Here is a 14,127-nt window from a genome sequence, read left to right on the forward strand (position 1 = left end):
CGGGAGGCCCGCGGTCCGTTATGAAAGCAATGCCGCCGCCTTCGCGAGCGGCACGGGCGCGTCGTCGAGGAGGAGGTTCATCGCCTCTTCCTCCCAGCCGGACTCGCCCAGCGATAGCGGGTCCTGTGGCGCCAACCGGTGTTCGATGACCAAGCGAGACAGGAGCAGGCGGCGGGCGTCGCCGCCTTCGGCGCCCAGGGTTGCGCCTTCCCAGGCGAGGAGCGCGGCGGTCGTAGCGTGATAGAGGGCGCCGGCGGCGAGGCGGGAGCGTTTTTCCTGCTTCGGGTCGGCGGCGACGGCTTCAACGAAGCGTTCGACCCGGTCGAGCGTCGCACCCAGCAGGCCCTTGTACTGGCCGGGCAGTGCGCCGCTCGGTTCGTACTTCGCCTTGAGTGCGGCGGAGAGCGTCTTGTGGCCGCCCGACTTGCCGACGGCGCGCTGCACCACGTCCAGCGCGTTGATGTTGGAGGTGCCTTCCCACAAGGTGCCGATCTGCGCGTCGCGGACGAGGCGCGCGGTCACCCATTCCTCGATGTAGCCCAGCCCGCCCTTGACCTCGAGCGCGGCGCTGGCGACCGGGATGTTGTCGCGGCAGGCGCGGAACTTGTAGACCGGCGTCAGGATGCGCAGCAGGTTCGCGGCGTCCTTGTCACCTTTATCGGCGCGACCCATCGCGTCGGCGGAAAAGGCGTACATCGACAGCGCCTGCTCGGTCGGCAGCATGATCTTCATGAGCTGACGGCGCAGCAGTGGATACTCGGCGATGGCGCGGCCGAAGGCGCGGCGGCCGCGCGCGGCGGCCAGCGCCTCGTTGAGGCAGCGGCGCATCATCGAGGCGGCGCGCACGCCGTGGCTCAGCCGCGACAGGTTCACCTGCTCCATCATCTGCTTGAAGCCGCGGTTCACGTCGCCCACGAGATAGGCGGTGGCGCCGTCGAGGATGATCTCGCCCGACGCCATCGAGCGCGTGCCGAGCTTGTCCTTGAGACGCACGATCCGGTAGCTGTTGCGGCTGCCGTCCTCCAGCCGCCGCGGCAGCGCGAACAGGCCGAGGCCCGAGGTGCCCGGCGCGGCGCCGCGCGGCCGCGCCAGCATTACGGCCACGTCGGCATCGGCGTGGCTGCAGAACCATTTCTGGCCATAGAGCTTCCAGCGCTCGACGCCGTCGGGGCCGACGCCCACGCGCTCGGCCTCGGTCTCAAGCGCGCCGACGTCGGAGCCGCCGGCCTTCTCGGTCATGAACTGCGTGCCCTTCAGCATCGTCGCCGGGTCCTGGCTCAGCAGCCGGTCGAGCAGCATCTTCTTCAGCGCCGGCGAGCCGTAGCGCTTGATGATGAAGTTCGACGTGTCCGACACCGAGACCGGGCACATCAGCCCGAACTCGCCCTGCACGAACAGATAGGTGATGCCGTACTTCACCAGCGGATGCGCGGGCGCCTCCATGCCGAGCACGCCGGCGCGATGGCTCATCGCGTGCATGCCGAAGTCCTCGAAGGCGATCTTCTCCATCTCGCGATAGGCGGGGTGATAGTCGATCCAGTCCTCGTCGCGGCCGAAGCGGTCGCGCGGCTGCAGCACCGGCGGATGCTTGTCCGCGACCATCGCCAGCTCGTCCAGCCGGCCGCCGGCCAGTGCGCCGAGACGCTCGAAGTGCGGCGTGATCTGCGCGCGCAAGCCGGGCTCCATGTAGAGCCGCATCAGGTCCTGGAACTGGCGGTCGATCGCATAGAAATTCTGGCCGTGCGCATCGGTGGCGATGTGGTGCGCGCCATGCGGCACATGAGTCATGTCGGGCATGTCTTCCTCCGTCTCTTCTTGTCGTTCTATCGCCAGCCCTGCTTCAGCACGCGCTCGACATAGGGCGGCACGATCTCCGTGGCAGGACCATAGATGTGTTCGTGGAACAGGCTCTTGTTGTCTGTCGGCGCGAGATTGAGTTCCACCGAAAGGGCACGCGGCACGTGGCGGCGCACATGCAGCACGAAGCCGGCGGCGGGATAGACCTCGCCCGACGTGCCGATCGCCAGGAAGAGGCCGCAGCGCTCCAGCACCTCGTAGATCTCTTCCAGATGCATCGGCATCTCGCCGAACCAGACGATGTTGGGCCGCAGCTCGCCGATGGACTTGCAGTTGGGACAGACCGAGGCCGGCGTCAGGTCCTGCTCGGACTCGAATACCGTCTTGCAGGCCATGCAGCGGATTTCGCCGTCGCGCCCATGCATGTGGATCACCCGCTTCGATCCGGCCTGCTCGTGCAGCAGGTCGATGTTCTGGGTGATGATCGTGACCTCGCCCTCATACTCGCGTTCGAGCCGGGCCAGTGCCTTGTGGGCGTCGTTGGGATGGATACCGGCGGCGCGGAACATGCCGCGCGTCTCATTGTAGAAGTCGAGCACCTTCTTCTTGTCGCGGTGCCAGGCCTCGATGGTCGCAACCTCCTCCAGGTTGACGCGCGTCCACAGCCCGTCCGCGTCGCGGAATGTGTCGATCCCGCTTTCCTTGGAGATGCCGGCGCCGGTCAGCACCGCAATGCCGGGTGGAAAGAAATCCTGGTGCATGCCGCCAATCTAGCGCCGTGCTAGGGTCCGCGACCATGACCATTGGCATCCTGTTCGTCTGCACCGCAAATCTCTGCCGTTCGCCCACGGCCGAGGGCGTGTTCCGCACCCTGGCCACCAAGGCCGGCATCGCCGACGCCTTCGAGATCGATTCCGCCGGCACCGGCGCCAGCCATGTCGGCCAGCCGCCGACCCAGCCCGCCATCGATGCGGCCGCCGCGCGCGGCTACGACATCACGGGCATTCGCGCCCGCCAGATCACGGGCGAGGACATCAAGCACTTCGACTATGTGCTGGCGATGACGCGCGGCCACCTGGTCGAGATGCGCTGGCTGGCGCCGCGCGATCTTGCCGACAAGCCGCAGCTCCTGATGAGCTACGCCCCGCCGCTCGGCATCCTCGACATCCCGGACCCGTACGGCGGCACCGCCGACGACTACGAGCGCGCCATCGGCATGATCGAGTCGGCGACGCGCGGCCTGCTGGCGCGGCTGACGCCCGAGGTCAAAAAGGCCATTTGAGGCCGAGCTCGCCGAACCGGTTCAGCACGTTGAAGGTGAGCCGCGACACGTCGTTGTCGAACTTGTTGTGGGGCAGGCTGCCGCAATAGGTGATCGAGCCCACCGAGAAGACCGCGCCGCCCTTGGGCTTCTCGATATAGGTCATGTCGGCGCGGATCAGCTGCTCCAAGGTCTGGCCGGGAATTGTGGTCGTGAAGCCCAGCCGCTCCTCGTGCACGACGACGAAGTTCTTGCGGTCGTGCCCTTCCGATGACGCCAGCACCACCGCGTTGAGCGGGCTGCCCAGCCGATGGTCGAGCCGGTCGAGTTCGAAACCCGCCGCACCGCCGCCCGAGAAGCCGTAGCCGCCGAACAGCTCGTCCTTCACGCCTTCGAACACCCAGGCATGGGTGTTGTCGCGCGCCGCCGGCGACTGCCGGTAGGAATCGCCCACGAAGGTGCCCTGGCTGGAGAAGCCGATGCCGCACAGGAGATTGGGCGGCCGATCCGAGCGGCGCCACAGGCCGCCATAGGCGCCGTCGAAGGCGTGATAATATTCGCCCGGTTCGGCGGCCCAGGTGCGGATGCCGCCCTCGGTGCGTCGCACCTCTATGGCGCCGGGCACCTTGGGCGACAGCGCCACCCGCCAGTAGAAGCCGTTGCCGCCGAGATACATCAGCCGTCCGCCGGTCTCGGTATAGGTCTGCAGCGCGTCGAGCGTGCCCTCGGTGTGATACTCGGGATGCGAGCCGGTCAGCACGACCTTGTAGGAGTTGAGGATCTCGACGCCCTTTTCGTCGAGGTCGTGGTCGGTCACCACGTCGAAGGGCACGTTCATCCGATCGAGCCAGCCGGTGAGATGCGTGTCGGCCGGCAGGTGGCGCAGGCCCGAGCCCGCCTCGTCGTTGAAGCTGAGATAGTTCGGCCGCCAGGTCAGCAATGGCCGCAGCCGCGAGGAATAGGCCACGCCCGAGCCGTCGCGATGATGGTTGTAGGTCGACAGACCGTAGTCGCGATGTTCGTCGGGATTGTGCGGATAGGCCTTCCAGTCGGCGACCTTCTTCCGGAAGGCGTCGTCGTACATGCCGCGCGAGAAGTTGGAATAGACCTGATAGGTGAAGGTCGAGGCGAGGTAGCAGACCTTGGCCTGCGGCTTGCCGACCTGTGGCCGCACGAAGAACGGGATGACGTCGCGATGCGGGCCGCAGGTGAGCTGCATGCCGTAGACGCCGCTCTTCATCTCCTTGGGGATGGTGAAGCTGAAATCGTCGAGCCAGCCGCAATCGTGCAGGTCGTCGTCGTGGAAGTGGATGGCGGCGTAGTGATGCGGCGCGCGCCGCCAGTCGCGCTCGGCGCCGGTCCAAGCCGAGCCCTTCATAGCGCGGGTCGGCAGGTTGACCAGCTTTCCGTGCAGCTTGTTGGGGCCGGTGTCCTCGATCTCCATCGAGTCCATGCGCCGCGTGAAATCCCAGGCGGCGAAGCCCTGGATTTGCGGCGCCTCGATCTTGCCGTTGAAGCAGCGTTGCGCCGGACGGTCGGCCGCCGCTTCCGCGCCGATCATCACCGGCGCCGCGGCATCGAGGGTGAGGGAAGAAGCCTTGCCGCTCGCTTCGCCCTCGTCGTCGGTGCCGAAGGCGCGCGCCAGCGGCTGCTGGCCGACGCGCAGGGTGCCGGTCTCGGGATCGACGCTGGCCCAGACGCGGTACCAGATGCGCGCCCGCAGTTTCTTGCCCACGACGACGCGATCCTTGCCGGTCTCAAGCGCCATGCCGTCGGGCGTCAGGACCAGCGCGAAGCCCGCGCCGGTCGCGGCATCGCGGCGCGAGATCACGGTCTGCGGCCCGTCCTCAGGCAGGGTCGGCCAGATCAGCGCCTCGACCTGCAGCGATGCCGGCAGCTTCGTGTCCTTTGCCGTCTCGACCAGGCCGTAGGAGCCGGGCCAGGCCTGCTGGACGCGGGACGCGAAACGCCCGTCGAACAGTTCCGACAGGTCTTCGAGCTTGGGCGGCGGTCCGTCGGGATTGGTATCGCCGCGCACGATGCGGACCAGCATGGCGTGGTACGGGTTCGGCCCTGCACTCGACACCTTGAAGGCGATCTTCTCGCCGCTGCGTACCGAGATGCGATCTGTGTAACCAATCAATCCTGCGGTCACATTTATCTCCCAATTGCCGGTCGATATAGTCGCCTGAAATCAGGGAGCATTGCTATGACCAAGACCAACAAGACAATTGGACGCCGCGGCTTGATCGCGGGCGCCGCCCTCGCGCCGCTCGCGGCCCCGATGCTGGCCCGCCACGGCTGGGCGCAGTCGACCTATCCCAACAAGCAGATCCGCATGGTCGTGCCCTTCGCGCCGGCCGGCACGACCGACCTGCTGGGCCGCATCGCCGCGGCGCATCTCCAGGAAGTCTGGGGCCAGACCGTCGTGGTCGACAACAAGAGCGGCGCCGGCGGCAACGTGGGCGCCGAGATCGTCGCCAAGTCGCCGGCTGACGGCTACACGCTGCTGCTGGGCACGGTCGGCACCGCCGTCACCAACCAGTTTCTCTACAAGAACATGCCGTACGACAGCGTGAAGAGCTTCGCGCCGGTCGCGCTGTTCGGCGAGGTCGCCAACGTGCTCGCGGTCCATCCCGACGTGCCGGTGAAGACCGCCAAGGAATATGTCGAGTATTGCAAGAAGCAGGGCGACAACAAGGTGAGCTTCGGCTCACCGGCGGTCGGCGGCACCGGCCATCTCGCGATGGAATATTTCGAATCCCTGGCCGGCTTCAAGGTCGAGCATGTCGTGTATCGCGGCAGCTCGCTGGTGCTGAAGGACCTTTTAGCCAACCACATCCCCAGCACGATGGACAACCTGCCGCCCTACCTGCCGCACATTCAGTCGGGTGCGCTGCGGGCGCTCGGTGTCAGCTCGGGCAAGCGCTGGTTCGCGCTGCCCGACGTGCCGACCATTGCCGAGCAGGGCTTCGCGGGCTTCGACGCCGCGCCCTGGTGGTACGTGTCGGCCCCGGCCGGCACGCCGCCGGAAATCGTGAAGAAGCTCTCGGACGAGCTGGTGAAGGCGTCCAAGCAGCCCGACGTCATCAAGAAGATCCGCGACGCGGGCGCGGCCGAACTCGGCGGCTCGTCGGAAGACCTCGCGAAGCAGATGCAGACCGAATACGTTAAGTGGAAGAAGGTCGTCGAGGCCGCGAAACTGGAGCCGCAATGAGCCGTCCTGAGCTGAAGGGAAAGATCCAGACCGTTCTCGGGCCGATCGAGCCCGAGAAGCTGGGGCGCACGCTGATGCACGAACACGTGCTCTGCGACATCCGGGCGCCGGCCTCGCGCTCCGACAACGATCTCGGCCCCGAGATCACCTTGGAGAACACCTGGCAGATGAACTACGGCCGCGGCATCAAGCGGGCCGGCCGCAAGTACATGCTCGACCTGGAAGACATCGCCACCCGCGAGGTGGCGATGATGAAGCACGAGGGCGGCGACGCCATCGTCGAACTGTCCTGCGGCGGCCTCTCGCCCGATCCGAACGGCCTGCGCCGCATCGCGGCCGGCACCGGCGTCCATCTCGTGATGGGCTGCGGCTACTACGTGAACGACTACCAGGACCCGAAGAACCACGATCGCACGGTCGACGACTTCGCCGCCGAGATGATCGGCCAGATCCACGACGGTGCCTGGGGCACCGACGTGTGCGCCGGCATGATCGGCGAGATTGGCTGCCAGGCGCCGTGGACCGACACCGAGAAGCGCGTGATGCAGGGCGCGTTCATCGCGGCCACCGAGACCGGCGCCGCGATCAACGTCCATCCCGGCCGCGATCCCGACCAGCCGCAGGAGATCGCCGACTACGCGAAGGCGGCGGGCTTTCCGACCGAGCGCATGGTCATCAGCCACATCGACCGCACCATCTTCGACGAGCCGCGCCTGCTGAAGCTGGCCGACTCGGGCGTGACGGTGGAGTTCGACCTGTTCGGCCAGGAGTCGAGCTATTACGGCCTCTCCGACATCGACATGCCCAACGACGCGACGCGTCTGAAGCTGATCCGCGCGCTGATTTCGGCAGGTCATCTCGAACGCGTCGTGATCAGCCACGACATCTGCTACCGCACCCGCCTCGCGAGCTTCGGCGGCCACGGCTACGGCCACATCTTCCGCAACGTCGTGCCGATGATGAAGAAGCGCGGCTACAGCGAGGCCGAGATCGATGCGATCCTCGTGGGCAATCCGCGGCGGCTGCTGACGTTCGTGTGACGGGTAGGAACAAGCCCGTCGTCTCGACCGAAGCCTCGCGAAGCGAGGCGTAGCGGAGAGACCTTCGCTCAACCCAAAGCCGGCAAATCGTGGAGAGAAGATCTCTCCACTCCGCGCTGCGCGCTCCGGTCGAGATGACGGGCGAACTCAGAACGTCAGTGGATACTCGGCTTCTTCCGTGTAGATCGGCCCGTTACCACCGCTGCGGCTCGAATAGAGCGAGAAGGACTCGGCAACCCACGGCTCCAGCCGCAACGTGCCGTTGCTCGCCATGAACTGCGCGATGTGATGGCCGGTTTCGGCGCCCACGGGGAAGCGCGCCAGCGTCACGTGCGGGCGGAACTTGCGGCGCTCGACCTCGATGCCGCAGTTGCGCGCGACCGTCGTCACCTTCTGCTGCAGCCAGTCGAGGCGCTCGCTGCGTTCCACCACCGCGACCAGCGCGCGAGGCTGCTTGCCGTTGCTGAACTGATCGACGCCGGCGATCGTCACGGCGAAAGGCGGTCCGGCGATGTCGGCCAACTCCTCCTCGAAGTCGCGCATCGGGCCGCCCTGCACCTCGCCCGCGAAGCAGAGCGTGATGTGCAGGTTCTCGGCCGGCACCCAGCGCGCGTCGGGCACGCCGGATTGAAGAGCCGACAGCGCGTCGGCGATCTCGTCAGGGACGGGCAGGGCGACGAACAGACGCGGCATCGTCGAGGTTCTTTGTCACGAAGGGGAGGATGCGTTCGACGACGATGTCGACGCCCTTGGCGTTGGGATGGATGCCGTCGGGCTGGTTGAGCGCGGGGTCTTGCGCCACGCCGTCGAGGAAGAAGGGGTAGAGCGGCACGCCGTGCTTGTCGGCGAGCTTCTTGTAGATGCCGTCGAACGCCTTCACGTATTCCGGCCCGAAGTTGCGCGGCGCCAGCATGCCGACCAGCCAGACCGTGGCGCCGGCCTGCTTCAGCTTTTCGAGGATGGCGTCGAGGTTCTTCTCGGTGGCGGCGGGATCGAGGGCGCGCAGCATGTCGTTGCCGCCCAGCTCGACCATCACGATGTCGGGCTTGTCGGCCATCATCCAGTCGATGCGTTCCAGCCCGCCGGCCGTCGTGTCGCCCGAAACGCCGTGATTGATGACAGTGACGTTGCGGCCCTTTTCCTTGAGCGCCGCCTGCAGGCGCACCGGGAAGGCCTGCGCGGGCGGCAGGCCGTAGCCGGCGGCGAGGCTGTCGCCCAGGATGGCGAGCTTCACCGGCTCGGTTTGTGCTTGGGCCGTTGTGGGCGCTGCTGCGGCCGCAAGGCACAGGATCAGCGCCAGAAACGCCGCGATCCGTGAATTGACCACCGCCGCAAAACCACCATATCGAGTTTGCAGTTTCATTCCCTCGCCTGCCCCAGGAGCCCGCTTGGCCGAGCCCAGTCCCATCGTTCGTCTACAAGACGTGCATCTCGACATGGCGAGTGACGCCGGTACGGTCAATATCCTGCGCGGTATTACTCTCGACATCGCAGCCGGCGAGATTGCGGCCGTCGTGGGGCCCTCGGGGGCCGGCAAGTCCAGTTTGATGATGGTGGCAGGCGGGCTCGAGCGCGCGACCGCGGGCAAGGTCGAGGTCGCGGGCAACGATCTCGGGCCGATGGGCGACGATGATCGGGCGCGGCTGCGGCGCGACCATATCGGCATCGTGTTCCAGGGCTTCCATCTCATTCCCACCATGACCGCGCACGAGAACGTGGCACTGCCGCTGGAATTCGCCGGCCGCTCCGACGCGTTCGAACTGGCCGAAGCCGCGTTGAAGAGGGTCGGTCTTGGCCATCGCATCGGCCACTATCCGGCGCAGCTTTCGGGCGGCGAGCAGCAGAGAGTTGCCGTGGCCCGCGCCTTCGTCGGACGCCCCCGGCTGATGCTGGCCGACGAGCCGACCGGCAATCTCGACGGCGCCACCGGCAAGCAGGTGATGGACCTGCTGTTCGAGGTCGCGCGCGCCGACAACACGACGCTCATCTTGATCACGCACGATATGGGCCTGGCCGAGCGCTGCGACCGCGTGCTGCGTATCGCCGACGGGTTGCTGGTCGCCGACGACCGCAAGTCCGCCGCGCTCGCTGCCCAATGATCGCCAGCCAGTGAACGACGCACGATGAGCCTCGCCTTCCGCCTCGCCCGCCGCGAAATGCGCAGCGGCCTCGGCGGCTTCCGGCTGTTCATCGCCTGCCTGGCGCTGGGCGTCGGCGCCATCGCGGCCATCCTGTCCTTCAGTCGTGCCGTCGAGGAAGGCCTGCGCGCCGATGCCCGCGAGATCCTGGGTGGCGACGTGGCGATCTCGCTGCTCTATCGCGAGATCACGCCGGAGCAGATGGCGTTCCTGCGCGAGCAGGGCGAGGTGGTGCGCTGGCTCGACAGCCGCGCGATGGCGCGGCCCACCAAGTCCGACGGCCGTCCCACGCTGGTCCAGCTCAAGGCCGTCGAGCCGGCCTATCCGCTCTACGGCAAGGTCGAGCTGGCCGACGGCGGCACGCTGGCCAACGCGATGGGCAAGCGCGACGGCATCTGGGGCGCCGCGGTGGAGGAATCGGCGCTGCGCCGCATGAACATGGCGCCGGGCGACATGCTGCGGGTCGGCGACGTGGCGGTCGAGGTGCGCGGCATCATCGCGCGCGAGCCCGATCGCGGCCTCAATGCCTTCGCGAGCCTGGGGCCGCGGCTGATGATCCCGTTCGACGCCGTGGTCGAATCCGGCCTGGTGCAGCCGGGCAGCCTGCTCACCTGGGAGTATCGCCTGCGCCTGTCGCCGGGCCGCTCGGACAAGGCGGTTGTCGCGGCGCTGAAGGCGCGCTTTCCCGATGCCGGCTGGCGGGTGAGGGGCCTCGACGATGCCGGCGGCGGCATCCGCTTCTGGCTCGATCGCCTGACCCAGTTCATCGGCCTGATCGGTCTCGCCTCGCTGCTGGTCGGCGGCGTCGGCGTCGGCAATGCCGTCTCGAGCTTCCTCGCCGCGCGGCTTCGCACCATCGCGACCCTTAAATGCATGGGTGCGCCGGAGCGGCTGGTCTTCGCCACTTACTTCATCCAGCTCGCAGCGCTGTCGGCGCTGGGCGTCGGCATCGGCCTGGTGATCGGCGCGGTCCTGCCGTTCCTCGCCCAGTCGATGATCGCCGACGTGCTGCCGGTGCGCGCCCGCGTGGCGCTCTATGCCGGGCCGCTCGCCACGGCCGCCGGCTTCGGCCTGCTGGTGTCGCTGCTGTTTGCGCTGGTGCCGCTGATGCGGGCGCGCAGCGTGTCGGCCGCGACCCTGATGCGCGGCGCCGTGGTCCAGCAGGGCGGGCGCCTGCCGTGGCGCGATTGGCTGGTGATCGCCGTTGCAGCACTCGCGTTGGCGGCCTTCACCGTCTTCACCGCCGACAGCCGGCGCATCGCCGCCTACTTCGTGCTGGGCTCAGTCGGCGCCTTCATCGCCTTTCCCCTCTTGGCGCGGCTTCTGATGCTGGGCGCCGAAAAGATCGGCAAGCCCAAGTTCGCGGCGTTGCGTCTGGCGCTCGCCAACCTGCACCGGCCGGGCGCGCCGACGCCGATCGTCATGCTGTCGCTGGGGCTCGGCCTCACCGTGCTGGTGGCGACGGCGCTGATCGAGGGCAATCTCCGCGAACAGCTCACGCGGCGCATCCCGGGAGACGCGCCGGCTTTCTTCTTCGTCGACATCCAGTCGAGCCAGATCGACGCCTTCGAGAAGGCCATCGCCGCCATTCCCGGCGCCGGGCACCTCGACAAGGTGCCATCGCTGCGCGGCCGCATCGTCAAGATCGGCGGCAAGCCGGTCAGCGAGATCGCCGTGCCCTCCGACGCGCGCTGGGCGGTCGAGGGCGATCGCGGCGTGACCTATTCCGCGACGCCGCCCGAGGGCTCGCGCATCGTGGCCGGCGAATGGTGGGCGCCCGACTATCGTGGGCCGCAGCTCATCTCCTTCGACGAGAACCTCGCCAACCAGTTCGGCCTGAAGCTGGGCGACAGCATCACCGTGAACATTTTAGGCCGCGACATCGAGGCCAAGATCGCCTCGCTGCGGCGCATCGAATGGACGACGCTCGCGATCAACTTCGTCTTCGTCTATTCGCCCGGCACGCTCGACAAGGCGCCGCATACCTTCCTCGCCACGGTGAAGTCGACGCCGGGGGCCGAGGACGCGATCTTCAAGACCGTCACCGACCAGTTCCCCAACGTCACGGTCGTGCGCATCCGCGACGCCATCGAGACCGCTGCCGGCGTGCTGGGCAATATCGGGCTGGCCAGCCGGGTGATCGGCTTCCTCAGCATCCTGGCCGGCGTGCTGGTGCTGGCGGGGGCGATGCTCGCCACCCAGCGGCGGCGGGTCCACGAGGCCGTCGTCATGAAGGTGCTGGGCGCGACCCGCGCCCGGATCGCCGGGACTTTCGCCTGGGAGTTCGCTTTCCTCGGCCTGGCGACCGCGGTCGCGGCCCTCGGGGTGGGGACTTTGGCGGCCTATCTGGTCGTGCGGCGCCTCATGAATCTCGAATGGACCTTCCTGCCGGCGGTGGCGGTCGCGGTTGCGCTGGGGGCCATGGCGCTCACCCTGGCCTTCGGGCTCGTGGGAACTTTGGCGGCATTGAGGCAAAGACCCCTTGCCCTGTTGCGCAACGAATGACCTAATTATTTCCAGGGGCAGGCCCAAATTGGAATCCTGCGGGGGTGACTTGGCTATTGATTCAGTCGAGCTGTAACCCCAGATTATCCGGCGAAGGGGCTCGGCAAAACGAGGCCCCCTTGGAGGCTTGAAAACCAAATGGCAAATCCGAACTTCGGCGCCTTTAATCGCGCCGGCACTGTCGCCGACCAGGCGTCGTTCGATGTCGGTCTGCGCGCTCACATGGTGCGTGTGTACAACTACATGGCTTCGGGGCTCGCACTGTCGGGCATCGTGGCTTTCGGCCTGTTCAGCTCGCCGGAACTCGCTGGCATGTTCTTCCAGCTTCAGGCGGGCCGCGTCGTTGGCCTGAACATGCTGGGCTGGATCGCGATCTTCGCGCCGCTCGGCCTGCTGCTCCTCACGTCCTTCCGCGCCGCTCAGATGAGCGTCGGTGCGGTGCAGGCGGTCTACTGGGCGGTCACGGCTCTGATGGGCGTCAGCCTGTCGCTGCTGCTGTTCCGCTACACCGGCGCCAGCGTCGCGCGCACCTTCTTCGTGACGGCCGCCGCCTTCGGCGCGCTCAGCCTCTACGGCTACACGACGAAGCGCGACCTGACGGCGATGGGCAAGTTCCTGTTCATGGGCGTGATCGGCCTCGTGCTGGCCGGCCTCGTCAACATGATCTGGCCGTCGGGCACGATGAGCTTCATCATCTCCGCCGCGGGCGTGCTGATCTTCTCGGGCCTGATCGCCTACGATACCCAGAAGATCAAGGAGCAGTATTCCGAGGCTTGGGGCACGGAAATGGTCGAGAAGGTCGCCATCTTCGGCGCGCTGAGCCTCTACCTGGACTTCGTGAACCTGTTCCAGTTCCTCATGAGCTTCCTCGGCCAGTCGCGCGATTAGCCTGACCGACCAATACCGTCTAAAGGACGCCCGGGTCGAAAGATCCGGGCGTTCTGCTTTTCAGGGGAAACCGGACGTGTCAGCCCACCGGCCAACCAACCGCTTCAAGGCCTTCATCGACAGCGAGGCCGCCTCCGCTCTGCCGCTGCTGGTCGCCGCCATCCTGGCGCTGGTCCTGGCGAACTCGCCCCTGCGCCAGGCGATCCAGGGCCTGCTGGGCACCAAATTCGGCTTCGAATACCAGGGCATCGGCGTCTACAAGCCGCTGCTGCTCTGGATCAACGACGGCCTGATGGCCGTGTTCTTTCTGCTGGTCGGTCTCGAGATCAAGCGTGAGGTCGTCGAGGGCGGCCTCTCGCAGCCGTCGCAGGTCGCCCTGCCGATCGCCGGCGCGATCGGCGGCATGGTCCTGCCGGCGTTGATCTATGCCGCGTTCAACTGGTCCGACCCGGTGGCGCGCCACGGCTGGGCCATCCCGGCCGCGACCGACATCGCCTTCTCGCTGGGCGTGCTGGCGGCGCTCGGCAGTCGCGTGCCGCTGGCGCTGAAGATCTTCCTGACGACCCTGGCGATCGTCGACGATCTCGGCGCCATCGTCGTGATCGCGCTGTTCTACACCAGCAATCTTTCGCTGCTCGCGATCGCGGTGGCCGCGGTCTGCCTCGTCGGGCTCGCCGTGCTGAACCGCGCCGGCGTGCGCCGCCTCGCGCCGTACCTGCTGGTCGGGCTGGTGCTGTGGGTCGCGGTGCTGAAGTCGGGCGTGCACGCGACCCTGGCCGGTGTCGCGCTCGCGATGTTCATTCCCCTGAAGTCGGCGGGCGAAGCCGACGAAGCGCGACCCGCGATCTGGCTCGAGCATGTGCTGAAGCCATGGTCGGCCTGGTTCATCATGCCGGTCTTCGCCTTCGCCAACGCAGGCCTGTCGTTGGCCGACCTGTCCCTGTCGGCGCTCGCCGCGCCCATTCCGCTCGGCATCATGGCCGGGCTGTTCGTCGGCAAGCAGGTCGGTATCGTGCTGGGCGCCGGCCTGCTGATCGTGCTTGGCGTCGCTTCGATGCCTGCCGGCGGTTCGTGGCGCTCGCTTTACGGTGTGTCGATCCTGGGCGGCATCGGCTTCACGATGAGCCTGTTCATCGGCACGCTCGCCTTTCCCGATCCGCAGTTCGAATCGCAGGTGCGCCTCGGTGTTCTTGCAGGATCGCTGCTGTCAGCGATCGTCGGCTATGGGGTGCTGAGGTTCTCGCCGCGCCGCTAGATCGCGGCAGTCGGCTCATGCGCCCG

General features: G+C 67.3%; 12 protein-coding genes. 7 read left to right on the forward strand and 5 right to left on the reverse strand.

The features are described from left to right. Window positions 1–18 precede the first annotated feature (18 nt). On the reverse strand, window positions 19–1,797 hold the full coding sequence (locus AC1RP5_RS06580; protein WP_493109816.1) for an acyl-CoA dehydrogenase family protein: 1,779 nt from the start codon (window positions 1,795–1,797) through the stop codon (window positions 19–21). A 26-nt stretch (window positions 1,798–1,823) separates the two neighbouring features. Beyond that, the gene (locus tag AC1RP5_RS06585) at window positions 1,824–2,558 is read right to left on the reverse strand and encodes an NAD-dependent deacylase (protein ID WP_493109817.1); all 735 of its coding nucleotides are present in this window, start codon (window positions 2,556–2,558) and stop codon (window positions 1,824–1,826) included. Between the two features lie 35 nt (window positions 2,559–2,593). Here AC1RP5_RS06585 and AC1RP5_RS06590 point away from each other — a divergent pair, with 35 nt between their 5' ends. Then, a complete protein-coding gene (locus tag AC1RP5_RS06590; protein ID WP_493109818.1) occupies window positions 2,594–3,079 on the forward strand; it encodes a low molecular weight protein-tyrosine-phosphatase in 486 nt (161 codons plus the stop codon). Here the strand turns inward: AC1RP5_RS06590 and AC1RP5_RS06595 are convergent. Next, window positions 3,063–5,213: a N,N-dimethylformamidase beta subunit family domain-containing protein gene (locus AC1RP5_RS06595; protein WP_493109819.1), complete on the reverse strand. Its 2,151-nt coding sequence runs from the start codon at window positions 5,211–5,213 to the stop codon at window positions 3,063–3,065. The two genes, AC1RP5_RS06590 and AC1RP5_RS06595, sit on opposite strands and share 17 nt — an antisense overlap. A 54-nt stretch (window positions 5,214–5,267) precedes the next feature. On the opposite strand from AC1RP5_RS06595, the gene AC1RP5_RS06600 reads away from it, so the two are divergent. Both AC1RP5_RS06600 and AC1RP5_RS06605 read left to right on the forward strand, forming a co-directional pair. After that, entirely contained in the window at window positions 5,268–6,275 is a 1,008-nt protein-coding gene (locus AC1RP5_RS06600) for a Bug family tripartite tricarboxylate transporter substrate binding protein (RefSeq protein ID WP_493109820.1), read from the forward strand. Beyond that, window positions 6,272–7,315 (forward strand): phosphotriesterase family protein, encoded by a 1,044-nt coding sequence (locus AC1RP5_RS06605; RefSeq protein WP_493109821.1) that lies wholly within the window; start codon window positions 6,272–6,274, stop codon window positions 7,313–7,315. The genes AC1RP5_RS06600 and AC1RP5_RS06605 overlap by 4 nt, the downstream gene beginning before the upstream one ends. A gap of 147 nt (window positions 7,316–7,462) precedes the next feature. On the opposite strand, the gene thpR is transcribed toward AC1RP5_RS06605, so the two are convergent. After that, the gene (gene thpR, locus AC1RP5_RS06610; protein ID WP_493109822.1) at window positions 7,463–8,008 is read right to left on the reverse strand and encodes an RNA 2',3'-cyclic phosphodiesterase; all 546 of its coding nucleotides are present in this window, start codon (window positions 8,006–8,008) and stop codon (window positions 7,463–7,465) included. Further along, window positions 7,974–8,678, reverse strand: coding sequence for an arylesterase (locus AC1RP5_RS06615; protein ID WP_493109823.1), 705 nt, complete (start codon window positions 8,676–8,678; stop codon window positions 7,974–7,976). Before AC1RP5_RS06615 ends, thpR begins: the two co-directional genes overlap by 35 nt. Before the next feature lie 73 nt (window positions 8,679–8,751). Between AC1RP5_RS06615 and AC1RP5_RS06620 the strand changes: the two genes are divergently transcribed. The 4 genes from AC1RP5_RS06620 (at window position 8,752) to nhaA (ending at window position 14,101) form a co-directional block, all read left to right on the forward strand. After that, complete coding sequence (locus tag AC1RP5_RS06620) at window positions 8,752–9,414, forward strand: ABC transporter ATP-binding protein (protein ID WP_493109824.1); 663 nt, start codon at window positions 8,752–8,754, stop codon at window positions 9,412–9,414. Window positions 9,415–9,438: 24 nt separating this feature from the next. Further along, on the forward strand, window positions 9,439–11,958 hold the full coding sequence (locus AC1RP5_RS06625; RefSeq protein ID WP_493109825.1) for an ABC transporter permease: 2,520 nt from the start codon (window positions 9,439–9,441) through the stop codon (window positions 11,956–11,958). Window positions 11,959–12,096: 138 nt separating this feature from the next. Continuing rightward, entirely contained in the window at window positions 12,097–12,846 is a 750-nt protein-coding gene (locus AC1RP5_RS06630; RefSeq protein ID WP_493109826.1) for a Bax inhibitor-1/YccA family protein, read from the forward strand. Window positions 12,847–12,922: 76 nt separating this feature from the next. Beyond that, window positions 12,923–14,101 carry a Na+/H+ antiporter NhaA gene (gene nhaA / locus AC1RP5_RS06635; RefSeq protein WP_493109827.1) on the forward strand — a complete coding sequence of 393 codons (1,179 nt, stop codon included), beginning with the start codon at window positions 12,923–12,925 and terminating at the stop codon, window positions 14,099–14,101. Window positions 14,102–14,127 lie beyond the last annotated feature (26 nt).

It is taken from the genome of Reyranella sp. GW821-FHT12G01 (assembly GCF_058806575.1).

Coding starts and splice junctions, on each gene's coding strand:
- AC1RP5_RS06620 (WP_493109824.1), top strand. CDS start 8,752: ATGGCGAGTGACGCCGGTACGGTCAATATCCTGCGCGGTATTACTCTC.
- AC1RP5_RS06630 (WP_493109826.1), top strand. CDS start 12,097: ATGGCAAATCCGAACTTCGGCGCCTTTAATCGCGCCGGCACTGTCGCC.
- AC1RP5_RS06585 (WP_493109817.1), bottom strand. CDS start 2,558: ATGCACCAGGATTTCTTTCCACCCGGCATTGCGGTGCTGACCGGCGCC.
- AC1RP5_RS06615 (WP_493109823.1), bottom strand. CDS start 8,678: ATGAAACTGCAAACTCGATATGGTGGTTTTGCGGCGGTGGTCAATTCA.
- AC1RP5_RS06590 (WP_493109818.1), top strand. CDS start 2,594: ATGACCATTGGCATCCTGTTCGTCTGCACCGCAAATCTCTGCCGTTCG.
- AC1RP5_RS06625 (WP_493109825.1), top strand. CDS start 9,439: ATGAGCCTCGCCTTCCGCCTCGCCCGCCGCGAAATGCGCAGCGGCCTC.
- AC1RP5_RS06600 (WP_493109820.1), top strand. CDS start 5,268: ATGACCAAGACCAACAAGACAATTGGACGCCGCGGCTTGATCGCGGGC.
- AC1RP5_RS06580 (WP_493109816.1), bottom strand. CDS start 1,797: ATGCCCGACATGACTCATGTGCCGCATGGCGCGCACCACATCGCCACC.
- thpR (WP_493109822.1), bottom strand. CDS start 8,008: ATGCCGCGTCTGTTCGTCGCCCTGCCCGTCCCTGACGAGATCGCCGAC.
- AC1RP5_RS06605 (WP_493109821.1), top strand. CDS start 6,272: ATGAGCCGTCCTGAGCTGAAGGGAAAGATCCAGACCGTTCTCGGGCCG.